The sequence below is a fragment of the Streptomyces sp. NPDC030838 genome (genome assembly GCF_055572035.1).
On sequence record NZ_JBVIED010000018.1, the window covers coordinates 20,932 to 42,298 of the forward strand.

At 72.2% G+C, this 21,367-nt stretch carries 23 protein-coding genes; 14 read left to right on the forward strand and 9 right to left on the reverse strand.

The window, feature by feature from the left end:
- Positions 1–14 precede the first annotated feature (14 nt).
- The 3 genes from ACZ42A_RS34385 to ACZ42A_RS34395 are packed head-to-tail and all read right to left on the reverse strand — an operon-like array spanning position 15 to position 3,270.
- A complete protein-coding gene (locus ACZ42A_RS34385; protein ID WP_468531245.1) occupies positions 15–1,085 on the reverse strand; it encodes a threonine aldolase family protein in 1,071 nt (356 codons plus the stop codon).
- The gene (locus tag ACZ42A_RS34390; RefSeq protein WP_468531436.1) at positions 1,082–1,828 is read right to left on the reverse strand and encodes an SDR family NAD(P)-dependent oxidoreductase; all 747 of its coding nucleotides are present in this window, start codon (positions 1,826–1,828) and stop codon (positions 1,082–1,084) included. Before ACZ42A_RS34390 ends, ACZ42A_RS34385 begins: the two co-directional genes overlap by 4 nt.
- 44 nt (positions 1,829–1,872) lie before the next feature.
- The gene (locus ACZ42A_RS34395) at positions 1,873–3,270 is read right to left on the reverse strand and encodes a DUF6421 family protein (protein WP_468531246.1); all 1,398 of its coding nucleotides are present in this window, start codon (positions 3,268–3,270) and stop codon (positions 1,873–1,875) included.
- Between the two features lie 232 nt (positions 3,271–3,502).
- Between ACZ42A_RS34395 and ACZ42A_RS34400 the strand changes: the two genes are divergently transcribed.
- Complete coding sequence (locus tag ACZ42A_RS34400; RefSeq protein WP_468531247.1) at positions 3,503–4,186, forward strand: glycerophosphodiester phosphodiesterase; 684 nt, start codon at positions 3,503–3,505, stop codon at positions 4,184–4,186.
- A gap of 9 nt (positions 4,187–4,195) precedes the next feature.
- Here the strand turns inward: ACZ42A_RS34400 and ACZ42A_RS34405 are convergent, their stop codons facing one another.
- Positions 4,196–4,735, reverse strand: a complete 540-nt coding sequence (locus ACZ42A_RS34405) for a GNAT family N-acetyltransferase (RefSeq protein WP_468531248.1) — start codon at positions 4,733–4,735, stop codon at positions 4,196–4,198.
- Between the two features lie 70 nt (positions 4,736–4,805).
- Between ACZ42A_RS34405 and ACZ42A_RS34410 the strand changes: the two genes are divergently transcribed.
- From ACZ42A_RS34410 to ACZ42A_RS34425, 4 genes are all read left to right on the forward strand, one after another.
- A complete protein-coding gene (locus ACZ42A_RS34410) occupies positions 4,806–5,198 on the forward strand; it encodes a VOC family protein (RefSeq protein WP_468531249.1) in 393 nt (130 codons plus the stop codon).
- A 96-nt stretch (positions 5,199–5,294) separates the two neighbouring features.
- On the forward strand, positions 5,295–6,122 hold the full coding sequence (locus ACZ42A_RS34415; RefSeq protein ID WP_468531250.1) for a LolA-like protein: 828 nt from the start codon (positions 5,295–5,297) through the stop codon (positions 6,120–6,122).
- Between the two features lie 94 nt (positions 6,123–6,216).
- Entirely contained in the window at positions 6,217–6,981 is a 765-nt protein-coding gene (locus ACZ42A_RS34420) for a VOC family protein (protein WP_468531251.1), read from the forward strand.
- 74 nt (positions 6,982–7,055) lie between these two features.
- The gene (locus ACZ42A_RS34425) at positions 7,056–8,108 is read left to right on the forward strand and encodes an aldo/keto reductase (RefSeq protein ID WP_468531252.1); all 1,053 of its coding nucleotides are present in this window, start codon (positions 7,056–7,058) and stop codon (positions 8,106–8,108) included.
- A gap of 18 nt (positions 8,109–8,126) precedes the next feature.
- On the opposite strand, the gene ACZ42A_RS34430 is transcribed toward ACZ42A_RS34425, so the two are convergent.
- The gene (locus ACZ42A_RS34430) at positions 8,127–8,681 is read right to left on the reverse strand and encodes a MarR family winged helix-turn-helix transcriptional regulator (protein WP_468531253.1); all 555 of its coding nucleotides are present in this window, start codon (positions 8,679–8,681) and stop codon (positions 8,127–8,129) included.
- Complete coding sequence (locus ACZ42A_RS34435; protein WP_468531254.1) at positions 8,678–10,312, reverse strand: FUSC family protein; 1,635 nt, start codon at positions 10,310–10,312, stop codon at positions 8,678–8,680. Before ACZ42A_RS34435 ends, ACZ42A_RS34430 begins: the two co-directional genes overlap by 4 nt.
- A 167-nt stretch (positions 10,313–10,479) precedes the next feature.
- Between ACZ42A_RS34435 and ACZ42A_RS34440 the strand changes: the two genes are divergently transcribed.
- The 6 genes from ACZ42A_RS34440 (at position 10,480) to ACZ42A_RS34465 (ending at position 14,866) form a co-directional block, all read left to right on the forward strand.
- Positions 10,480–11,019: a DUF5134 domain-containing protein gene (locus tag ACZ42A_RS34440; RefSeq protein ID WP_468531255.1), complete on the forward strand. Its 540-nt coding sequence runs from the start codon at positions 10,480–10,482 to the stop codon at positions 11,017–11,019.
- A 105-nt stretch (positions 11,020–11,124) separates the two neighbouring features.
- A complete protein-coding gene (locus ACZ42A_RS34445) occupies positions 11,125–12,060 on the forward strand; it encodes a M56 family metallopeptidase (protein WP_468531256.1) in 936 nt (311 codons plus the stop codon).
- Positions 12,061–12,175: 115 nt separating this feature from the next.
- On the forward strand, positions 12,176–12,847 hold the full coding sequence (locus ACZ42A_RS34450) for a phosphatase PAP2 family protein (protein ID WP_468531257.1): 672 nt from the start codon (positions 12,176–12,178) through the stop codon (positions 12,845–12,847).
- Entirely contained in the window at positions 12,844–13,359 is a 516-nt protein-coding gene (locus ACZ42A_RS34455; RefSeq protein WP_468531258.1) for a hypothetical protein, read from the forward strand. Before ACZ42A_RS34450 ends, ACZ42A_RS34455 begins: the two co-directional genes overlap by 4 nt.
- Before the next feature lie 9 nt (positions 13,360–13,368).
- Complete coding sequence (locus ACZ42A_RS34460) at positions 13,369–14,058, forward strand: HAD family hydrolase (RefSeq protein ID WP_468531259.1); 690 nt, start codon at positions 13,369–13,371, stop codon at positions 14,056–14,058.
- A gap of 133 nt (positions 14,059–14,191) precedes the next feature.
- Positions 14,192–14,866, forward strand: a complete 675-nt coding sequence (locus tag ACZ42A_RS34465; RefSeq protein WP_468531260.1) for a TetR/AcrR family transcriptional regulator — start codon at positions 14,192–14,194, stop codon at positions 14,864–14,866.
- Here the strand turns inward: ACZ42A_RS34465 and ACZ42A_RS34470 are convergent.
- Entirely contained in the window at positions 14,854–16,356 is a 1,503-nt protein-coding gene (locus tag ACZ42A_RS34470) for an LVIVD repeat-containing protein (protein ID WP_468531261.1), read from the reverse strand. The genes ACZ42A_RS34465 and ACZ42A_RS34470 overlap by 13 nt on opposite strands.
- A gap of 192 nt (positions 16,357–16,548) precedes the next feature.
- Between ACZ42A_RS34470 and ACZ42A_RS34475 the strand changes: the two genes are divergently transcribed.
- Complete coding sequence (locus ACZ42A_RS34475; RefSeq protein WP_468531262.1) at positions 16,549–17,193, forward strand: DUF305 domain-containing protein; 645 nt, start codon at positions 16,549–16,551, stop codon at positions 17,191–17,193.
- Between the two features lie 32 nt (positions 17,194–17,225).
- Here ACZ42A_RS34475 and ACZ42A_RS34480 read toward each other — a convergent pair whose 3' ends face one another.
- Positions 17,226–17,996 carry a DUF6214 family protein gene (locus tag ACZ42A_RS34480; protein WP_468531263.1) on the reverse strand — a complete coding sequence of 257 codons (771 nt, stop codon included), beginning with the start codon at positions 17,994–17,996 and terminating at the stop codon, positions 17,226–17,228.
- A 135-nt stretch (positions 17,997–18,131) separates the two neighbouring features.
- Here ACZ42A_RS34480 and ACZ42A_RS34485 point away from each other — a divergent pair, with 135 nt between their 5' ends.
- Positions 18,132–19,475: an FAD-dependent oxidoreductase gene (locus tag ACZ42A_RS34485; RefSeq protein WP_468531264.1), complete on the forward strand. Its 1,344-nt coding sequence runs from the start codon at positions 18,132–18,134 to the stop codon at positions 19,473–19,475.
- Between the two features lie 130 nt (positions 19,476–19,605).
- Entirely contained in the window at positions 19,606–21,015 is a 1,410-nt protein-coding gene (locus ACZ42A_RS34490; protein ID WP_468531265.1) for a nucleobase:cation symporter-2 family protein, read from the forward strand.
- On the opposite strand, the gene ACZ42A_RS34495 is transcribed toward ACZ42A_RS34490, so the two are convergent.
- A complete protein-coding gene (locus tag ACZ42A_RS34495) occupies positions 20,935–21,327 on the reverse strand; it encodes an ArsR/SmtB family transcription factor (protein WP_468531266.1) in 393 nt (130 codons plus the stop codon). The two genes, ACZ42A_RS34490 and ACZ42A_RS34495, sit on opposite strands and share 81 nt — an antisense overlap.
- Positions 21,328–21,367 lie beyond the last annotated feature (40 nt).

The following is a 21,367-nucleotide window of genomic DNA, read 5'->3' on the forward strand; positions in this document are numbered from 1 at the left end:
CTATGCATACGGCGTCAGCGGGCCATCTCCTCCTTGAGTGCCGCCACGAACGCGTCCACGTCCTCCTCGGTGGTGTCGAAGGCGCACATCCAGCGCACCACACCGGCCGCCTCGTCCCAGAAGTAGAAGCGGAACCGCTTCTGCAGGCGCTCGCTCACATCGTGCGGGAGCTTGGCGAAGACGCCGTTGGCCTGCACTGGGTAGAGGATCTCCACGCCGTGCACCGCCCGGACGCCCTCGGCGAGCCGCTGGGCCATCTCGTTGGCGTGGCGGGCGTTGCGCAGCCACAGGTCCTTGGCGAGCAGCGCCTCCAGCTGCACGGACACGAAGCGCATCTTCGAGGCGAGCTGCATGGACATCTTGCGCAGGTGCTTCATCTTCCGGACCGCGTCCGGATTGAGGACGACGACGGCTTCGCCGAACAGCGCGCCGTTCTTCGTCCCGCCCAGCGAGAGGATGTCGACGCCGACCGCGTTGGTGAACGTGCGCATCGGCACGTCCAGCGAGGCGGCGGCGTTGGCTATCCGGGAGCCGTCCAGGTGCACCTTCATGCCGTGTGCGTGGGCGTGCTCGCAGATCGCGCGGATCTCGTCGGGGGTGTAGAGGGTGCCCAGCTCGGTGCTCTGGGTGATGGACACGACCTGCGGCATGGCGCGGTGCTCGTCCTCCCAGCCCCAGGCCTGCCGGTCGATCAGCTCGGGGGTGAGCTTGCCGTCGGGGGTGGGCACGGTGAGCAGCTTCAGACCGGCCATCCGCTCGGGGGCGCCGCCCTCGTCGACGTTGATGTGGGCACTCTCGGCGCAGATCACCGCGCCCCAGCGGTCGGTGACGGCCTGGAGCGCGACGACGTTGGCGCCGGTGCCGTTGAAGACCGGGAACGCCTCCGCCGTCGCCCCGAAGTGGCTGCGGATGATCCGCTGGAGGTTCTCGGTGTACGCGTCCTCGCCGTACGCGACCTGGTGCCCGCCGTTGGCCAGGGCCAGGGCGGCGAGCACCTCCGGGTGGGCCCCGGCGTAGTTGTCACTGGCGAAACCGCGGACCTCCGGGTCGTGATGACGACGCGCGTCGGTCTTCGGGGGGTTCACGGCTTCTCGGTCAGCCACAGACGGTTTCCGTTCACTTCCGCGGCGGGCTTGTCCCAGACGTCGGCGATGGCCTCGGCGAGGTCCTTGACGTCCGTGAAGCCCGCGAACTTCGCGTTGGGGCGCTCGGCGCGCATCGCGTCGTGCACCAACGCCTTCACCACCAGGATGGCAGCCGCCGAGGTGGGCCCCTGCTCGCCCCCGGCCTTGCGGAAGTAGTCGGCCAGGGCCAGCGTCCACGCCTCGGCGGCGGCCTTGGCGGCGGCGTACGAGGCGTTGCCCGCGGTGGGGCTGCTGGCGCCGGCCGCGCTGATCAGCACGTACCGGCCGCGGTCGCTGCGCTGGAGCGCCTCGTGGAAGGCGAGGGAGGTGTGCTGCACGGTGCGGATGAGCAGCAGCTCCAGCAGGTCCCAGTCGTCCAGGTTGGTCTTGGTGAAGGTCTCGCTGCCGCGCCAGCCACCGACCAGGTGGACGAGGCCGTCGACCCGGCCGAAGTCCTTCTCGATGCGGGTGGCCCAGTCGCGGGTGGAGTTCAGGTCGAGCAGGTCGACCGTGTCCCCGACGACGGTGGCGCCGCCGTGCGCGTAGCGGGCCGCGTCCACGGCCGACGCGAGCCGCTCGGGGTCGTTGTCCGAGCCGATGACGGTCGCGCCCGCCTCGGCCAGCCGCAGCAGCGTCGCCCGCCCGGCGGGGCCGCCCGCACCGGCGACCGCGATCACCGCACCGCTGAGAGCCCCGTTCCCCATGTCCTTCGCCTCCTGCTGAGCAGTGTTCTCGGTACGGCGGTCGCTCACGCGGCGATCCGCTCGGCGCTGTCCGCCGTGATGCCGCGCGTCGACGCGATCACATTCTTCAGCTTCTTGGACAGTGCCTCATAGAACATGCTCAGCGGAAACTCGTCCGGAAGCACGTCATCCACGAGCTTGCGCGGCGGCTGGGTCAGATCCAGGGCGTCCGGGCCCTTGGCCCACTTGGAGCCGGGGTGCGGGGCGAGGTAGGTGGAGACCAGCTCGTAGCCGGCGAACCAGTGCACGAGCTTCGGGCGGTCGATGCCGTCGCGGTACAGCTTCTCGATCTCGGCGCACAGCTGGTTGGTGACCTCGGGGGCACGCTTCCAGTCGATGGACAGCTTGTTGTCCGTCCAGCGCAGCACGTCGTGCTTGTGCAGGTAGGCGAAGAGCAGCTGGCCGCCGAGGCCGTCGTAGTTGCGGTTGCGGTCGCCGGTGACCGGGAAGCGGAACATCCGGTCGAAGAGGACGGCGTACTGCACGTCACGGGCCTGCGGGACGCCGTCCGCCTCGAGCTTCACGGCCTCCTTGAAGGCGGTGAGGTCGCAGCGCAGCTCCTCCAGGCCGTACATCCAGAACGGCTGGCGCTGCTTGATCATGAACGGGTCGAACGGCAGGTCGCCGTGGCTGTGGGTGCGGTCGTGGACCATGTCCCAGAGCACGAAGGCCTCTTCGCAGCGCTTCTGGTCGTGGACCATCGCGGCGATGTCCTCGGGCAGCTCCAGGCCGAGGATGTCGACGGCCGCGGCGGTCACCCGGCGGAAGCGGGCGGCCTCGCGGTCGCAGAAGATGCCGCCCCAGGTGAACCGTTCCGGCGCCTCGCGCACGGCGATGGTCTCGGGGAACAGGACGGCGGAGTTGGTGTCGTAGCCGGCCGTGAAGTCCTCGAACTTGATGCCGCAGAACAGCGGGTTGTCGTAGCGGGTGCGCTCCAGTTCGGCCAGCCACTCCGGCCAGACCATGCGCAGCACGACCGCTTCGAGGTTGCGGTCGGGGTTGCCGTTCTGCGTGTACATCGGGAAGACGACCAGGTGCTGGAGGCCGTCCGCGCGGTGGGCGGCGGGCTGGAAGGCCAGCAGCGAGTCGAGGAAGTCCGGCACCTGGAAGCCCTCGTCGGCCCAGCGGCGCAGGTCCTTCACCAGGGCCGCGTGGTAGGCGGCGTCGTGCGGGAGCAGCGGGGACAGCGTCTCGACGGCCTCGGCGACCTGCCGTACGGCGGCCTCGGCGTCCGCGCGCCGCGGGGCGCCCTCGGCCTCGAAGTCGATCGATCCGTCCGTGGACTGCCATGGCCGGATCCGCTCCACGGCATCCTTGAGCACGGGCCACGCCGGGTGCTCCACCACCCTCGCCGCCGGAGGAACCTGGCCCTCCGCACCCACCTGCACAAGAATTTCCGTCATGTCCCATCCTCCACTGGAGAACCTTGCGTAAGGACACCGTATGCATACGGGGTTTCTTCCAGCAAGAGGAGGCTCGGGAAATTATCCTGCGCACCCCCCATGGTCACCGAACTTTTTCCTGCCGGACGCGGCGGAATGGGACGCTCCGGCAGGAGGCGTGCACGTTCGGCTCCCTTCCGGGGCAAGCCCACTAGGCTGGCGGGCCTGTCCGTCGACGGGAAGCGAGCGAACCTTGAACTTCCTCACCATCGGTCATCGCGGAGTCATGGGTGTCGAGCCCGAGAACACCCTGCGGTCCTTCGTCGCCGCCGAACGGGCGGGCCTCGACGTCATCGAACTCGATCTCCATCTGAGCAAGGACGGCGCCCTGGTCGTCATGCACGACGCCGAGGTGGACCGCACGACCGACGGCAGCGGCCCCATCGCCGACAAGACTCTCGCCGAACTGCGCGCCCTGGACGCGGGCGACGGCGAGCGGGTCCCGGTCTTCGAGGAGGTCCTGGACGCGGTGAGCACCCCGCTCCAGGCGGAGATCAAGGACGTGGCGGCGGCGCGGGCGCTGGCGGAGGTGATCCGGAAACGGGAGCTGGCCGGGCGGATCGAGGTGTCCTCGTTCCACGACGAGGCGATCGCGGAGACGGCCCGGCTGCTGCCCGGCGTACGCACCGCGCTGATCGCCAGCCGCTACAACACGGACATCGTGGACCGCGCGGTGCGGGCCGGTGCCCGGACGGTCTGCCTCAACATCCGCCGCCTCACCCTGGAGATCGTCGAGCACGCGCGCGCGGCCGACCTGAGGATCATCGGCTGGGTGGTCAACTCGCAGACACACCTGCGGCTGGTCCGGGCCCTGGAACTGGACGGCGCGACCACCGACTACCCGGACATCAAGCGCACCGGCCGCTTCACCGCGTGACCGCGGGACTCACACCAGCGGCTTGACCAGCAGCTCGAACCGGAGGTCCGGGCGCTGCGGGATGCCGAAGCGCTCGTCGCCGTACGGGAAGGGGGACGTCTTTCCCGTACGGCGGTAGCCGCGCCGCTCGTACCAGGCGATCAGGTCCTCGCGCACGGAGATCACCGTCATGTGCATCTCCCGTACGCCCCAGCCCTCGCGCGCCTGCCGCTCCGCCTCCGCGATGACCACCTTGCCGAGCCCGGCGCCCTGGAGCGTCGGGCTGACCGCGAACATGCCGAAGTAGGCGTGCTCCCCGCGGTGTTCGAGCTGGCAGCAGGCGACGACGGTGCCGTCCCGCTCCACCGTCAGCAGCCGGCTGTCCGGCGACTTGATGACCTCCAGCACGCCCTCCGGATCCGTCCGCTGCCCTTCGAGGATGTCCGCCTCGGTGGTCCACCCGGCCCGGCTGGCGTCCCCGCGGTACGCCGACTCGATCAGCGCCACCAACGTGTCGACGTCGGCGTCCGTGGCGTCGCGGAAGGTCAGTCCGGTGGTCGCGGTGTCCATGCGGTGCGTCTCCGATTCTCGGCGCGGCTCGGGCAGGGACGAGGGTAACTCCGCGACTAGGCTCCGCCACATGGTGCATGTACTCGGCAGCCGGATCCTGCTGCGCCCCATGGACCCCGAGCGGTCCCGGACCTTCTACGGCGAGCAGCTGGGCCTCGCCGTCTACCGGGAGTTCGGCACCGGTCCGGAGCGGGGCACCGTCTACTTCCTCGGCGGTGGCTTCCTGGAGCTCTCCGGCCGCTCCGACATCCCGCCCTCCCCCGCCGTACGGCTCTGGCTCCAGGTCGCCGACGTCGACACGGCCCACGACGAGCTGCGCGCCCAGGGGGTGGAGATCGTCCAGCCGCCGGTACGGGAGCCGTGGGGGCTGATCGAGATGTGGGTCGCGGATCCGGACGGGACGCCGATCGTGCTGGTGGAGGTGCCGGCGGATCACCCGCTGCGGTACCGGCCCGGGATCTGATTTCGTGATCGCACTGTTGTACGGCCACCGGTAGGATCCCGGCGCGAGGCGGTGCCGCAGTGGCCGAGTGCTCGCCCTGGACCCTCGGAGAATCCCATGCGCCGTCCTCTCGTGCTGACCGCTGCCGCCGCGCTGCTGTGCGCCGGCTGTTCCACGGCCGATACCGGAAACCGCGATGCCGGGAACCGCGAGGCCGGAAAGCGCGACAAGCCGGCGGCCGCGTCGCCCTCGTCCGACCCCGGCTCCACCGTGCGGGCGGCCGTCAAGGGCCTCCGCGAGGACAGCGCCCGGTTCCACCAGAAGATCGTGCTGGCGGGCGGGGGCGAGGAGTACGGCCTCACCGTGACGGGCGCCTTCGACTTCGCGGCGGACAAGGGGCACCTCGGGGTCGACCTCCCGGGCGGTGCCATCGACCACAGCGACGAGGTGTTCGCGGGCGGCAAGATCTACGTCAGCGGTGTCGCGGGCATCGACGAGGACGCCTGGGGAGTCATGCCCCGGGACGAGGCGGAGGTCCACTACCTGCTGCGGGCCCCGCTCAACGACCCCGAGCACGTCCTCCAGCAGATCGCCGCGATGCGTGAGACGTCCCGGGAGGGCGAGGAGACCGTCCACGGTGTCCGCGCCGTGCGCTACCGCGGCATCCTCGACCACGAGACCGTCACCCTGCGCATGGCCCCGGACGTGAGCGTGAAGATGGACCAGGCCCGCGACATGCTGGGCAGCGACCTCCCGGTCTTCGCCGACGCGTGGGTCGACGGCGAGGGGCGGCTGGTGCAGACGCGCATGAGCGTGGACATGTCCGGTGCGCGCGTGACGACGACCATGACCCTGTCGGACCTCGGAAAGCCGGTACGCGTAACGGTTCCGCAGGCCACGGACACGCTCCCCGTCACCAGCGCGACCGGCATCCTGAACGGCTGAGCCGGATGGCCGTCGGACGGGCCCGCGGCTAGCGTGCTGGACGGTGGGGCGCCTCGGCGTCCCGACGTCCTTGCCCGCCTGCGGAGGGAACGCCATGAAGCTCGACGCGCCGGTGACCGGCGGGCCCTGCTGGACGGAGCTGGGGACCAGCGACCTGGCGGCGGCCAAGCGGTTCTACGAGCGGCTGTTCGGCTGGCGGTGTGAGACGGACCCGCGCCAGGAGGCGGGCGGCTACAGCATCGCCCACCTCGGCGACGCGCCGGTCGCGGCGCTGACCCCGCGGTACCAGGAGGGGCAGCCGGTGGCGTGGAACGTGTCGTTCGCCGTGGCCGACGCGGACGCCACCGCCCGGCTGATCGAGGAGGCCGGCGGGAAGGTGCTGGTCGGGCCCATGGACGTGTTCGACCTGGGCCGTTTCGTGGTGGCCCTCGATCCGGGTGGGGCCGCCTTCCAGCTGTGGCAGGCGCGGGACTTCCGCGGCGCCGGGGTGTTCAACGCGCCCGGCTCGCTCGGCTGGGTGGAGCTGCTGACCCGCGATCCCGCACGGGCGGAGCGCTTCTACACCACGGTTCTCGGCTGGACCGTGCGCCCCTCGCAGCGCTATCCGCGGTGGGGCGTGGACGACGCCGACTTCGGCGGCATGATCACCATGGACGACAGGTTCCCGCACGAGGTGCCCCCGCACTGGCTGCCGTACTTCGCCGTCGCCGACGTCGACATCACCGCCGCGACCGCGACCGAGGCGGGCGGCACGGTGCTCATGGAGCCCACCTCGGTACCCGAGGGTCCGCGGATCGCGGTGCTGCGGGATCCGCAGGCTGCGGTGTTCGGCGTGTACCGGGCCGCCCACGGGTGGTGAGCGGCGGGGCTTGCGCTGGAGTGCGCTCCAGCCCCTAGCGTCGACCGCACGAACGGCTCGAAGGGGAAAGCGACGTGCGGTACACACTGTTCGGCAGGACCGGTCTGCGGGTGAGCGAGCTGAGCCTGGGCGCCATGGTCATGGGCGACGGGCTCGCATACGGCTCGGACAAGGACACCAGCGCCCGGATCGTCGACGCCTACGCGGACGCCGGCGGCAACTTCGTCGACACCGCGAACATCTACACCGGCGGCGCCTCGGAGCGGATCCTGGGCCAGGTGCTGGAGGGGCGGCGCGACGAGTTCGTGCTGGCCAGCAAGTACACGTGCGGGATCCGCGAGGGCGACGTCAACGCCGCCGGCAACCACCGCAAGAACCTGGTGCAGTCGGTGGAGGCGAGCCTGGAGCGGCTGCGCACCGACCGACTGGACGTGCTGTGGGTGCACGCCCGCGACAACTTCACCCCCGTCGAGGAGGTGATGCGCGCCCTCGACGACCTGGTACGGACCGGGAAGGTGCTGTACATCGGCGTCTCCGACTGGCCGGCCTGGGAGATCGCGCAGGCGAGCACGCTGGCCGAGCTGCGCGGCTGGACGGCGTTCGCGGGCTCCCAGCTGCGCTACAACCTGCTGGAGCGCACCCCGGAGCGGGAACTGCTGCCGCAGGCGCGGGCGTTCGACCAGGCCGTGCTGGCGTGGGCGCCGCTGGCGGCCGGGAAGCTCACCGGGAAGTACCTACGGGGCGAGCCGGGCCGGCTCGGCGCATCGGGCGGTACGGCCGACGCGCGGGAGGAGGCCGTCGTCCGCGCCGTCGTGGAGATCGCCGAGCAGGGCGGCTGGAGCCCGGCGCAGGTGGCGCTGGCCTGGCTGCTGGGCCGGCCCGGGAACGTGGTGCCGATCGTCGCGGCGAGCAAGGAGAGCCAGCTGGCCGACAACCTGGGCGCGGTCGACGTCCGGCTCGACGCGGACGCCGTCGCCCGCCTCGACGAGGTGAGCGCCGTACCGCTGGGCTTCCCGCACGACTTCCTCCGGGAGCCGCAGGTCACCCGGACCGTCTACGGCGACCGGTGGGCGGAGATCGACGAGCGCCGCTCCACCTACCGGCGCACCGCCCACGACGTCCTCTGAGGTGAGCGCCGGGCGGGTTCAGGTCCGCAACCCGCCCAGGCGCCCCTCCAGCTGGGCGAGCAGGTCGCCGAGCAGCGCGGCCAGTTCGCCCTGCTCGGTGGTGCCGAGGCCGGACAGGACGGTGCTCTCGTAGGCCAGCTGGTCGGGCAGGAGCGCGTCGACCAGCTCGCGTCCGGCGTCCGTGAGCCGCAGGTGGGCCACCCGGCGGTCGCGGGTGTCGCCGCGCCGCTCGACCAGTCCGCGCTCGGTGAGCTGCTTCAGCCGTTTGGTGACGGCGGCGCCCGAGGAGAAGGTCTCCCGGGCCAGTTCGCCGGGGGTCAGCTCGTGACCGGTGCGGCGCAGCGCGCCGAGCAGGTCGAACTCGGGACGGCTGAGCCCGGCCCGGCGCAGCGGGGCGTCCTCGGCCTGCTGGAGCAGGGCGGCGCAGCGGTTGACCCGGCCGACGATCTCCATGGGTCCGGTGTCGAGGTCGGGGTGGACGGCCCGCCACTGCCGTACGACGGCGGACACGGTGTCGGCCCGCACGGCCTCGCGGCCCTCTCCGGCATCCGGCCGCCCGTTCGTCGCCGTCATGGCCGTACATCCTCCGTGGTGTCGTCCGCTCGCCCCTCCAGGATCACGCCCCGGCGGCGTACCGTCTCGGCGAGCGTACGGTGTCCGGCCTGTTCGGCGCGGTCGACCCGGTTCTGGGGCGGGGTGCGCTGCCACCATTCGCCGGACGCGGCGTCGGCCGTGGCGCGCAGCTCGACCAGGGCGGCGGCGAGGGCGCGGCGGGCGGCCTCCAGGGCGCCGGGGGCGGGGTGCGGTTCGGCGAGGAGCCGGGCGGCGCGCTCGCGGGCGCGTTCGGCGGCGGCGAGGGCGTGCCCGAGGCGGGCGCCCGCGCGGCGGTTGGTGACCGCGACGGCGGCGGCGAGGCCGACCAGCGCGCCGACGAGGGTGTCCACGATCCGCTCGGTGACCAGGTCGCCGGGGTCCTGGTAGCCGGTGAACTCGGTGATGAGCAGCGCCATCGGGGTCACGCAGACGCTGCCGAGCCAGTAGTTGCGGCTGATCAGCGCCTCGGCACCGAAGCTGAAGGCGAGACAGCACAGCACGAGCGCGGCCTGGCCGAGGTGGGCGAGCGGGGCGACGGCGGCGAAGACGAGGACGCCGGCCAGATTCCCGACGACCCGCTGCACGCTCCGGCTCCAGGTGAGGGCGAGGTTGGCCTGGTAGAGGGCGGCGGCGGTGACCAGGGCCCAGTAGGGGCGGCCGATGCCGAGCGCGAGGGAGGCGTATCCGGCGAGGGCGCAGCCGAGGGCGGTGCGGGCGGCGATGGGCGCGAGCGGGACCAGCCGGTGCCACAGCCGTTCGGCGCGGCCCTCGTCCGCGTCCGGCTCGGGGGCCGCCGGCTCGCCGTCGTGCGGGATGGGGCCGGTGCCGCGCAGCGAGCGGGCCCAGGTGCGCAGCCGCTCCGGGTCCGCGTCGGCGGGGGCGGCGAGGGCGATCTCGGCGCGGACGAGGAGGTGCGCGAGAGCGGGGCGGGCGGACGCCGAGCGGGCGCCGCCGGCGAGCAGGGCCTGCCGGGCGGCGAGGACGGCGGCGGTGGCGGCCGTACGGGCGCGGGCGTGCCCGGCGCCGGTGCCGCGGGTGGCGGCGTACGCGGCGGCGGCGTTCAGGGCCTGGGCGGTGGCGCGGCGCTCGGGGCCGTGCGGGCGCAGCAGCCCGGGCGCCATGCACACCAGCCAGGCCCAGCCGCCCGCCGCGAGGCCCAGTGCCAGATGGCCGGGGACCTGGCCGAGGCTCTGCGGGGCGAACAGGGCGGCGGAGCTGACGAAGGTGAGCACCACGTTGCCGGGCGGCCCGAGGCGGGTGGCGTCGCAGAGCGCCTTCTGCGCGGCGGCGAGCAGCGCGCCGACGGTGACGAGCACGGCCGCGTTCCCGGTGAGCGAGGCCGCGACCAGGGACACCGCGAGGCCGCCCAGCATGCCGAGCACCACCAGGGCCAGGACGCGGGCGCGGGCGGCGTACGGGCGGTTGTGGGCGTAGAGCGCGCAGAGGGACCCGGCCATCGTGTACATGGCCAGGTCGAGGCGGCCGAGCGCCAGCAGGGTCAGGTTGGGCGGCGCGATCGAGACGACGACGCTGAGCGCGGGCTTGAACCAGATCTCGGACGGGCGGCCGAGGCGCAGGGCGGCGACGAGCGGGAGGGGACAGACGGGCATACTCACAAATTTAGCAGGTGTTTTACTTGTGAATAAACTTCAGTGGCCGTGATCAGCTGCTCCCCGCGCTCCGCCGAACGCTCCCCGTGTACACCCTTGCGCTCGCATGCGCGCCGCACGGCCCGGGCATCGCTTCCCGTGGACCGACGTCGAGCGGGGAGGTGCCTGTGCACGGACCGGCTTCGCCCGGCTGGCTGCTGGTCGCGCTGTGCGCGGCGACCGGGGCGTACTGCCTGCTGAGGATGCGCAGCGCGGTGGAGGAACAGCGCCGGGCCGCGGGTGCCGAGGCGCTGATGGGGTTCGGCATGGCCTCGATGGCGGTGCCGTCGGCGGCGTTCACCCCGCCGGGGTGGGCCGGACCCGTCTACGCGGCGGTGTTCGGCGCGGCCGTGCTGCACGCCCTGTGGGCGGCGCGGCGCAGCGCCCACCATCTGCACCATCTGGTGGGAGCCGCGGCCATGGTCTACATGGCGGTCGCCCCGGGGGGCCACCACGGGGGCGGCGGCTCCGGCGTTCCGCTGGTGACGGGCGCCCTGCTGCTCTACTTCACCGGGTACGTGCTGCTGACCGGCGCCCGGCTGATCCCCGTCCCCGTGCCGGCGGGCGCGCCCCGCGCGGCCGTGGGCTGGGGCGACCGGCCGGAGCTGGCGCGGGCGTGCCGGCTGTCGATGGGGATCGCGATGGTCGCGATGCTGATGCCGATGTGAGGACCGCCTCGTGGGCGGGCCGCGCGACGAAATCCGTCGTGGTCTGCGTCACTTTGCGGCACCGGGCCGTACCGCCGAGTAGCCGTCGCTCATAGGGTTGACCCCATGATGGTCCCCGCGGCACTGCTGCTGCTCGGCGCCCTGACCGCCGTGGCGGCCCCCCGGCTGCTCGCCCGGGCCGACTGGCCGGACCGTGAACCGGTGGTCGCCCTGTGGGTGTGGCAGTGCGTGGTGGCTGCGGTGCTGCTGTGCTGCGCGCTGTCGATGACCCTCAGCGCGGCGGCCGCCTGGCAGGCGGTGCGCGGGCATGTGTTCGCACCGGCGCCGCACGCCGTCGTGGAGGCCTACGCCCTCGGCGCGGCCGGCCCCTGGGCGGCGACGACCGCGGTGACGCTCGCTCTCGGCGGGGTGTGGACCGCGGCCATGCTGGTCCGCGAGGTGGTACGGGCTCGCGCCCGGCGTCGGCACCGGCGCGCCGAACTCCTCCTGCGGGCCCCGCTGTTGCCCGGCGAGGAGGCCGGGGAGGGACGGCTCGTGGTGCTGGAGGGCGAGCGGCCGGACGCCTGGTGGCTGCCGGGCACGGCACCCCGGCTCGTCGTCACCACCGCCGCGCTGCGCCGGCTGAAAGGGCGTCGGCTGGATGCCGTACTCGCCCATGAGCAGGGCCACGCGCGGGCGCGGCACGACTGGCTGCTGCACTGCTCGGGCGCGTTGGCAGGCGGGTTTCCGCAGGTGCCGGTGTTCGCGGCGTTCCGGGACGAGATGCACCGGCTGGTGGAGCTCGCCGCCGACGACATGGCCTCGCGGCGCTTCGGCCGGCTGACGACCGCGCTGGCGCTGGTGGAACTCAACGAGGACCGGGGCGTCTTCGGGCCCGGCCCGGCCCCGCAGGCGTACGTCCCGCAGCGGGTGCACCGCCTGCTCACTCCCCCGGACCGCCTCACCGCGGCCCGGAGACTGGGGCTGACCGCGACGGCGGCGCTGGTACCGGTGGTTCCGGTGCTGGTGGCGTTCGTCCCCGGGCTGCGGGCGCTGGGATAGGCGCACGGAGGGCGTACGGCGGGCCCTGCCGCGGAGGTCCGGGCGGACGCGCCCAAGCCCGGCCTCGTACCCCCCGGTTTGACCGCCCGCCCCGCCCGTCCGCGAGGATCGCACCATGCACACCCGCTCCGTCGACGCCCCGCCCCGTCCTCCGCGGCAGCGCCGCGCCGTGCGCGCCGGTTCCGGTCTGGCGCTGTGTTCGGTGTTACTCCTCGTCCTCGTCGCCGCCGAGTGGCGGCCGTTGCTCTCCTTCGACGGCGATGTCGCCCGCACCACCCACCGCTGGGCGGTCGACGAGCCGGGACTCACTCATGCCTGCCGGATCCTGACGGACTGGGTCTGGGATCCGAACACCATGCGGATCCTGTGCGGGGTCGCCGTGGTGTGGCTGGTGTGGCGGGCCAGAGACCGGTGGACGGCCGTGTGGCTGGCGGTCACGGTGGCGCTCGGCACCGCGCTCCAGCAGTCCCTGAAGGCCGCGGTGGGCCGCGCCCGGCCGGTCTGGCCCGACCCGGTCGACTCCGCCCACTACGCCGCCTTCCCCTCCGGTCACGCCATGAGCGCGACCCTCGTGCTGGGCCTCTTCCTCTGGCTCCTGCACCGCCACGGCGCCGGCCGCACCCTGTGGCGTACGGCGGTCGCCGTGGTGGCCGTCTCGGTGGCCGGCGTCGGCCTGACCCGGATCTGGCTGGGCGTCCACTGGCCGACCGACGTCCTCGGCGGCTGGCTGCTCGGCGCGACGGTGGCCGCCCTGGCGGTCGCCGTACACCAGCGACTGCGACCATGAGTACGCCGGCACGGCGGTACCGCTACGTCGGCCCGGAGGACCTGCACCGCGCGGTCCCCCCGGGCACGACGGGCCACGTGCTCCGCACCGCCGCCGACCTCGACGCCTGGGCGGTCGAACGCGCGGGCGCGGAGCAGGCGGAGCCGTTCACCTTCGTCGTCACGCCGGACGCTCTGCTGCGCCTCGCCCCGCGCCGCAGCGAGCACGTCGCCTGCGCCGGCGGCGGAGACGTCCTCGCGGCGGGCGAGATCTCCTTCAGCCGCGCGGCGGGACGCTGGACCGTGTCCGAGGTGAGCAACCAGTCGACCGGCTACTGCCCCGACCTCGACTCGTGGGCCGCCGTGGCCGCCGCCCTGGACCGGGCCGGCGTCGGCCGTCCCGAAGGCTTCACGCAGGAACTCGTGTTCCGGCGCTGCGTTGGCTGCCGGGAGCTCAACGTGGTGCGTGAGGCCCATTTGGTCTGCGTCTTCTGCGACGAGGACCTGCCCCCGCACTGGAACGTGGCTCCGTAGGATCACCGCATGACCGCCGTACTCTTCGACTTCTCCGGGACCCTCTTCCGTATCGAGTCCACCGAGTCCTGGCTGCGTGCCGTGCTGGCCGAGCGGGACATCGCGCTGCCCGAGCCCGAACTGGCCGAGGTGGCGCGGGCGTTGGAGGCGGCGGGGGCGCTGCCGGGTGGGGCGAATCCGCGGCGACTGCCCGCGGAGATCGCCGAGTTGTGGGAGGTCCGTGACGAGAGCTCCGAGGGGCACCGGGCCGCCTACACCGGCCTCTCCCGCCAAGTGCCGCTGCCGGACGAGGACTTGCACGACGCGCTGTACGACCGTCATATGAGCCCGGCCGCCTGGACGCCGTACCCGGACGCCGTCGAGGTGCTGGCCGGTCTGCGCGAACGCGGCGTCGCCGTCGGGGTGGTCAGCAACATCGGCTGGGACCTGCGCCCCGTCTTCCGCGCACATGGACTGGACCGGTTCGTCGACACGTACGTCCTGTCGTACGAGCACGGCGTCCGCAAGCCGGACCCGCGGCTGTTCCAGGTCGCCTGTACGGCCCTCGACGTCGACCCGCGCACGGTGCTGATGGTGGGCGACGACCGCCGCGCGGACGGCGGTGCCGCCGCCCTGGGCTGTGCCGTGCACTTCGTGGACCACCTGCCGGTCGACCGGCGCCCCGACGGACTGCGCCCGGTCCTCGACCTGATCCCCTGACAGCCGCCGACCGCCTCGGACGATCCCCCGCGTCGCCCGAGGCGGTCGGCACTCCCGACCAGGCCCGGGCACGGGCCGGTCAGGATGCGCTGAGTATAGTTGGCTGGCAGCCAGTCAACGCAGGAGTTACAGGATGTCCCCTCGAAGCGCCGCGGTCAATGAAGAGTTGCGGCGTCGTTCCCGGGAACGCCTGCTTCAGGCGGCGGTCGAACTCGTCAACGAACGCGGGTACGACGCCACGACCTTGGGAGACATCGCGGACCGGGCGGGCTCGGCGCGCGGACTGGTGTCGTACTACTTCCCCGGCAAGCGCCAGCTGGTGCAGTCGGCCGTGCACCGGCTGATGCACCGCACGCTGGAAGAGGCGCTGGAACGCGAACCGCGTACCGAGGACGGCCGGGAGCGGATGGCGCGGGCCATCGACGCGATCCTCGGCCTGGCCCGCGACCGTACGGTGCTGATGCGTCAGCACATGGCGGGCCTGTTGCAGGCGGAGGGCTTCGTGCAGTGCCCGGAGCAGCAGCGGCTCGCGGAACTGCTGCGCGACACCGTGGCCCGGCACGGCTCACGGGACGCCGGCACCGACTACCCGATGCTGCGGGCCCAGCTCATGGGCGCCGTCTACGCGATGGTGCTGCCGAACGTGGGGATGCCGATCTCCCCGCTGCGCGCCGAGCTGTTCCGGCGCTACGGTCTCGACTGGGACATGGGCTCCCCGCCGGACACCGTGGCGCCCGGCGGGGAGTGTGAGCGGGATCTGTCACGGTTCTTCGCGACGGAGTCCCCGGCCGTCGATCAGTCGAAGTAGTCCGGCTGCGTCTGGACGTTCAGCTCGCTCATCCGCACCCGCTTGGCGGGATCCGTGAGCCGGTCGTCGATCCTCAGGACGTCGAAGCCCTTCGCCATGTCGTTCGAGTAGATGTGGCCGTTGTAGTAGTACGCCGACCAGGAGCCGCCGCTCGTCAGGCGCTCGGTGCTGATCGGGCCGCGCTCGAAGTAGGCGATCTCCTTCGGCTTGGACGAGTCGGTGAAGTCCCAGACGGAGACGCCGCCCTGGTACCAGGCCTGGACCATGAGGTCCTTGCCCTTGACCGGGATCAGCGAGCCGTTGTGGGCCACGCAGTTCTCGGTGTCGGCCTGGTGCCGGGGGATCTTGTAGTAGCTGCGGAAGACCAGCTTGCGGTGGTCGCCCTTGCCGACGATGTCGTAGATGCCGTCCGCGCCGCGGTTCGGGCCGATGGCCGCGTTGCAGGTGGCCGCGCCGCCGCCGCCCAACTCGTCCGTGAAGACGACCTTGTTGGCCTTCTGGTTGAAGGTCGCCGAGTGCCAGAACGCGAAGTTGACGTTGTCCTGCACCTGGTCGAGGACCTTCGGGTGCTCCGGGTCCTCGATGGAGAACAGGATGCCGTCACCCATGCACGCGCCCGCCGCCAGGTCCTTGGACGGCAGCACGGTGATGTCGTGGCAGCCGGTGGTCTTGGAGACGCCGGGGTTGGTCGGCCCGCCCGGGTTGCCGCCGCCGTCGGGGCCCTCACCGGGGAACAGCACCGGGAAGCCCACGACCGCCGCCTTCTCGGGGGCGTTGCGCGGCACCTTGATGACCGAGATGCCGTCGTGCGGTGGCCGGCAGTCGGGGTACGCGGCGTTCGGCGAGTACGAGGAGACGTAGATGTAGACGTTGCGGCGCTCGGGCACCAGCGTGTGGGTGTGCGAGCCGCAGGCGGTCTCGACGGCGGCGACGTACTTCGGGTTCCGCTTGTCGCTGATGTCGAAGACCTTCATGCCCTCCCACGAGGACTTCTCGGTCGCCGGCTGGGTGGTGCTGTTGCAACTGCTGTCGCTGCGCGAGGAGTCGGTGGACAGGAACAGCAGGTCGCCCGAGACGGAGATGTCGTTCTGCGAGCCGGGACACAGCACCTGGGCGACGGTCTGCGGGGCCTTCGGGTCGCTGATGTCGAAGATGCGGAAGCCGTCGTAGTTGCCCGCGAAGGCGTACTTGCCCTGGAAGGCCAGGTCCGAGTTGGTGCCCGGCAGCACGTCCTTGGGGATGTTCGTCAGGTGCTGGATGTTGGCGGAGTGGACGATCTGGTCCTGGGCGGGTATCTCCCCGTTCTCCACCGCCTCCTTCACTTCTTCGCGGGTGCTCTCCGACACCCGCTTCTCGGCGGCCGGCGAGTCCCCCGGGTCGGGGGTGGCGACCGCGGGCTGTGCGGTGATCAGCGCGGCCAGGAGCCCGGCGGCAGCCGTGGCGATTCCCAGGCGTCTGCGCCGTGTTCGGGGATTACTCAACAGGGTCACTGCATCCTCCCTTGTTCCGTTCGCAAGGGAACGGTTCACGGACCCCCGAAGTATCGTCTTCATCATGCACAAATCAACAGGGGGCAACAGAGATGTAATGAATGTTTTCAACGAACACTGCTCACCGGCGTGTTAAGACGGTCTCCGGCACTCACGAGGTGCCCCGCATCCCGCCCGTCACAGGAGGTCGTCGTGCTCTTCCGCCGCACGTTGCGTGTCACGGTCCCGCTGACCGCTCTGGCCGTACTCGGACTCGGCGCCTGCGACGCGCAGTCGACACCCGAACCGGACCGGGCGAGCGGCCCCTCGGTGCTCGTCCCGGGCGAGCCCGGGGAGGCGAACCGGACGCTGTCCGCGGAGGAGGCGGCTCAGCAGCGCGCCGACGACGACACACCCAACTCGGCGGACGTCGACTACGCCCGGATGATGATCCTGCATCACACGCAGGCCCTGGAGATGACCGAACTCGCCCCGGACCGCGCCGAGTCGACGCAGGTGAAGAAGCTGGCCGAACGCATCGCGGCGGCCCAGGGGCCCGAGATCGGCGTGATGAAGGCCTGGCTGAAGGAGCACGGCAAGAAGGAGGCGGACGAGGGGCATGAGCACCACGCCATGCCGGGGATGGCGACCGAGGCGCAGTTGAGGAATCTGCGCGCGGCGCGCGGGAAGGCCTTCGACGAGCTGTTCCTGACGCTGATGATCACCCATCACGAGGGGGCGATCACGATGGCCACGGACGCCAAGTCCCAAGGGAACAACGTGAAGATCGAGGAGATGGCGGACGATGTGATCGCGCAGCAGACCAGCGAGATCACGCGGATGCGGCGGATGCTCTGACGTCCCTCGGCCGTCGCCGCTCCGCCCCTCCCTCAGCCGCGCCGGGCGTGACGCGGCGTCAGGAAGCCGTCGTCACGCGCCTGGGCGATCAGCCTGAGGGACTTGCGGCGGCTGTGCCCCGTCGCGCACATCACCGCGAGCACCGGGTCGACGCCTTCCTCCTGGGCGGCCCGGTACTGCCGCGCGACCAGCCGCCGCCCCTCGATGCCGCGCGGCCACGGCGGCCGGGCCCGGCGCGGCCCCGCGCCCTCGCCTGCCTCCGCGCAGTCGTCGTCCGCGTCGCAGCCGTCTTCCTGGGCGGCGGCCTCGGACGCGACCGGGCAGTCGTCCACGGCGCCGGTCGGGACCCGGCGCTTGTCGGCGGCCTGGGTCACGGTCCGGCACGTGTCGGCGGGCTCGGTCGCGACCCGGCACTCGTCGACGGCCTCGGTCGCGACCCGGCACTCGTCGACGGCCTCGGTCACGGCCCGGAACTCGTCGACGGCCTCGGTCACGGTCCGGCGCTTGCCGACGGCCTCGGTCGCGATTCCGCAGGCCTCGGACAGCGGCCCCTCGATCCAGTCGGCGAGCACCGCCAGATCGTCGAGGGAGAGCGCGGGGCGGGCCCGGACGTCCTCCAGGGAGACGTTCCCGTCCGCGGCCACGGCCAGCGCCTCCACCTCGGCACCGTCGGCGAAGGCCAGCCGCACCTGGAACCAGGCGGTCGAGCCGCCCTCCTCCCGCACCTCCCACGCGGGCCACACGGACACCGCGCCGTCCTCCGGCCGACGGTCGGAAAGATCAAGAAAGGATGCTTCAAGCACACACGGAACGTAACCGCATGATCACACTCCATACGAACGGACACGCGCCGCTCCCCGGTACGGCACCCTGTCAGCGCAGCCCCGGCGGTGCGATGCTGGAAGCGACCAGCGAACACGGGACAAGGGAGTTCCGCCGTGCTGCGTATCGCCGTCGTGGGCTCCGGGCCCAGCGGGGTCTACTCCGCCCAGACCCTCGTCCAGCAGGAACCGCTGGCCCGGGTCGACGTGCTCGACCGGCTGCCGTGCCCGTACGGCCTCGTGCGGTACGGCGTGGCGCCGGACCACGAGAAGATCAAGTCGCTCCAGAACAATCTGCGCACGGTGCTGGAGCACGACCGGGTGCGGTTCCTGGGCGGCGTCCAGGTCGGCGCCGGCGGGGTGCCGGCCGAGCGGCTGCGGGAGCTGTACCACGCGGTGGTGTACTGCGTGGGCGCCGCCACCGACCGGCGGCTGGGGATCCCCGGCGAGGATCTGCCGGGCAGCTGGTCGGCGACACAGTTCGTGTCCTGGTACAGCGCCCACCCGGACGCCGTCGACGACGGATTCGTGCGGGACGCCCGGTCGGCCGTGGTCATCGGGGTCGGGAACGTCGCGGTGGACGTCACCCGGATCCTGGCGCGCGGCGCGGCCGAGCTGAGCCCCACCGACATGCCGGACGCCGCGCTGCGCGCGCTCGCGGCGAGCCGGGTCACCGAGATCCAGATGGTCGGGCGGCGCGGACCGTCCCAGGCCCGGTTCACCACCAAGGAGCTGCGCGAACTGGGCGCGCTTCCGGAGGCCGACGTGACCGTCGACCCGGCCGAGCTGGCGCTGGACCCGGCCTACGCCGACCCGTCGGCGCTGCCCGCGCCGCAGCGCCGCAACGTGGAGGTGCTGCGCGGCTGGGCGGACCAGGTGCCGCGGGGCGCGCCGCGCCGGATCCGGCTGCGGTTCTTCCTGCGCCCCGTCGAACTGCTCGCCGAGGAGGGGCGCGTGGGCGCGGTGCGGTTCGAGCGGACGGTGCCGGACGGGCGGGGCGGGGTGACGGGCACGGGCGAGTTCCAGGTGGTCGAGGCGCAGGTGGTGCTGCGCTCGGTCGGCTATCGCGGACTGCCGCTGGAGGGGCTGCCGTTCGACGCCGACAGCGGCACGGTGCCGCATCAGGCCGGGCGGGTGCTGCGCGGCGGGATCGTCGCGCCGGGCGAGTACGTCGCCGGCTGGATCAAGCGGGGCCCGACGGGCGTCATCGGCACCAACCGCCCGTGCGCCAAGGAGACGGTGACGTCGCTGCTGGAGGACGCCCCCCTGCTGGTCCGCCGTGAGGTGCCGGATGATCCGCTGCCCGCGCTGCGCGCCGAGGGCGTCCAGCCGGTGGAGTGGGAGGGCTGGCGGGCGATCGAGCGCGCGGAGGCGGAGCTGGGGGCCTCGCTCGGGCGCGGCGTGGTCAAACTCCCCGACTGGCAGTCCCTCATGACGGCGGCGCACGGCAACGCCCTTTAGGGGCGCGGGGCTGTATCCATATGCGGCTCCGCCGCGTGGGCGCGAGCAACCATCCACGACCGGCACCGGGAAACCAATCAGCAACACCCCCGAAATCAACAAACTGTTCAACGCGCCTACGGTCTCGGGCATGGCTCAAACCACCCCTGCGCACCCCGTGGACGAAGTTCCCCCCGTCCGCCAACTCGCCGCCTTCGGCCTGCAACACGTCCTCGCGATGTACGCCGGCGCGGTGGCCGTACCCCTGATCGTCGGCGGAGCCATGCGGCTGCCACCCGCCGACCTTGCGTACCTGATCACCGCCGACCTGCTGGTGTGCGGCATAGCCACCCTCATCCAGTGCATCGGCTTCTGGCGTTTCGGCGTCCGGCTGCCGATCATGCAGGGCTGTACGTTCGCCGCGGTCTCGCCGATGGTGCTGATCGGGACGACGGGCGGCGGACTGCCCGCGATCTACGGCTCGGTGATCGTCGCGGGCCTCGCGATCGTGCTGCTCGCGCCCGTCTTCGGCCGGCTGCTGCGCTTCTTCCCGCCGCTGGTCACCGGCACGGTGATCCTGATCATCGGCGTCTCGCTGCTGCCGGTCGCGGGCAACTGGGCCGCGGGCGGCGTCGGGGCGGAGGACTTCGGGGAGCCGAGGAACCTGGCGCTGGCCGCCTTCGTCCTGGTGGTGGTGCTGGGTGTGCAGCGGTTCGCGCCGGTGTTCCTGAGCCGGATCGCGGTGCTGATCGGGATCGTGGTGGGGCTCGCGGTGGCGGTGCCGTTCGGGTTCACGGACTTCGACGGGGTCGGGGACGCCGACTGGGTCGGCATCAGCACGCCGTTCCACTTCGGGGCGCCGGTCTTCGAGGTGTCGGCGATCGTGTCGATGCTGGTCGTGGCGCTGGTCTGCATGACGGAGACGACCGGTGACTTCATCGCCGTCGGCGAGATGACCGGACGCAGGCTGGAGCCCCGCGCCCTCGCGGACGGGCTGCGCGCCGACGGTCTGTCGACCGTGCTCGGCGGTGTCTTCAACACCTTCCCGTACACCGCCTACGCGCAGAACGTCGGTCTGGTCGGCATGACCCGGGTGCGCAGCCGCTGGGTGGTCGCGGCGGCCGGCGGCATCCTGGTGCTGCTCGGGCTGCTGCCCAAGCTGGGCGCGGTGGTGGCGGCGATTCCGGCGCCGGTGCTGGGTGGCGCGGGTCTGGTGATGTTCGGGACGGTCGCGGCGAGCGGTCTGCGGACGCTGGCCGAGGTCGACTTCAGGGGCAACCACAATCTGACGGTGGTGGCCGTCTCGGTGGCGGTCGGCGTGCTGCCGGTGGGCGTGCCGACGGTCTACGACAAGTTCCCCGACTGGTTCCAGACCGTGATGCACAGCGGCATCAGCGCCGGCTGCCTGACCGCGATCGTACTCAACCTGCTCTTCAACCACCTGCCCGGGAAGGGCGACCGCGTGCCCGCGAAGGGCGGTTCAGCCGTCGCCGAGCCGGGCGGACTGGCGGGCGGCGGCGGCGAGGAGGGCGTCGAGAAGTCCCGGGAAGAGATCGTCTAGGTCGTCCCGGCGCAGGCCGTTCATCTTGGCCGTGCCCCGGTAGATCTGCCGGATGACCCCGCTCTCGCGCAGCACCCGGAAGTGGTGCGTGGTGGTGGACTTGGTGACCGGCAGCACGAAGTGCGAACAGGAGAGCTCGTCGCCGTCGGCGGCGAGCTCTCGCACGATCCGCAGCCGCATCGGGTCGGACAGCGCGTGGAGCACGTCTTCCAGCCGGATCTCGTCGCGTGCCGGGTGGGGCAGGGTGCGGCTGGCACTGGCGGTGGTCACGGCTGGCTCCACTTCGTCGGGACTCCATTGTACGAGAGTCATCGTAGTTTGACATCTGCCGTACTACGATGCCTATCGTACG

Bases quoted from the DNA above. Each gene is read 5' to 3' on its own strand.
- ACZ42A_RS34450 (WP_468531257.1), top strand. From the start codon at position 12,176: ATGCACACCCGCTCCGTCGACGCCCCGCCCCGTCCTCCGCGGCAGCGC.
- ACZ42A_RS34490 (WP_468531265.1), top strand. From the start codon at position 19,606: ATGGCTCAAACCACCCCTGCGCACCCCGTGGACGAAGTTCCCCCCGTC.
- ACZ42A_RS34460 (WP_468531259.1), top strand. From the start codon at position 13,369: ATGACCGCCGTACTCTTCGACTTCTCCGGGACCCTCTTCCGTATCGAG.
- ACZ42A_RS34390 (WP_468531436.1), bottom strand. From the start codon at position 1,828: ATGGGGAACGGGGCTCTCAGCGGTGCGGTGATCGCGGTCGCCGGTGCG.
- ACZ42A_RS34495 (WP_468531266.1), bottom strand. From the start codon at position 21,327: ATGACTCTCGTACAATGGAGTCCCGACGAAGTGGAGCCAGCCGTGACC.
- ACZ42A_RS34435 (WP_468531254.1), bottom strand. From the start codon at position 10,312: ATGCCCGTCTGTCCCCTCCCGCTCGTCGCCGCCCTGCGCCTCGGCCGC.
- ACZ42A_RS34455 (WP_468531258.1), top strand. From the start codon at position 12,844: ATGAGTACGCCGGCACGGCGGTACCGCTACGTCGGCCCGGAGGACCTG.
- ACZ42A_RS34420 (WP_468531251.1), top strand. From the start codon at position 6,217: ATGAAGCTCGACGCGCCGGTGACCGGCGGGCCCTGCTGGACGGAGCTG.
- ACZ42A_RS34445 (WP_468531256.1), top strand. From the start codon at position 11,125: ATGATGGTCCCCGCGGCACTGCTGCTGCTCGGCGCCCTGACCGCCGTG.
- ACZ42A_RS34415 (WP_468531250.1), top strand. From the start codon at position 5,295: ATGCGCCGTCCTCTCGTGCTGACCGCTGCCGCCGCGCTGCTGTGCGCC.
- ACZ42A_RS34465 (WP_468531260.1), top strand. From the start codon at position 14,192: ATGTCCCCTCGAAGCGCCGCGGTCAATGAAGAGTTGCGGCGTCGTTCC.
- ACZ42A_RS34395 (WP_468531246.1), bottom strand. From the start codon at position 3,270: ATGACGGAAATTCTTGTGCAGGTGGGTGCGGAGGGCCAGGTTCCTCCG.
- ACZ42A_RS34410 (WP_468531249.1), top strand. From the start codon at position 4,806: ATGGTGCATGTACTCGGCAGCCGGATCCTGCTGCGCCCCATGGACCCC.
- ACZ42A_RS34405 (WP_468531248.1), bottom strand. From the start codon at position 4,735: ATGGACACCGCGACCACCGGACTGACCTTCCGCGACGCCACGGACGCC.
- ACZ42A_RS34430 (WP_468531253.1), bottom strand. From the start codon at position 8,681: ATGACGGCGACGAACGGGCGGCCGGATGCCGGAGAGGGCCGCGAGGCC.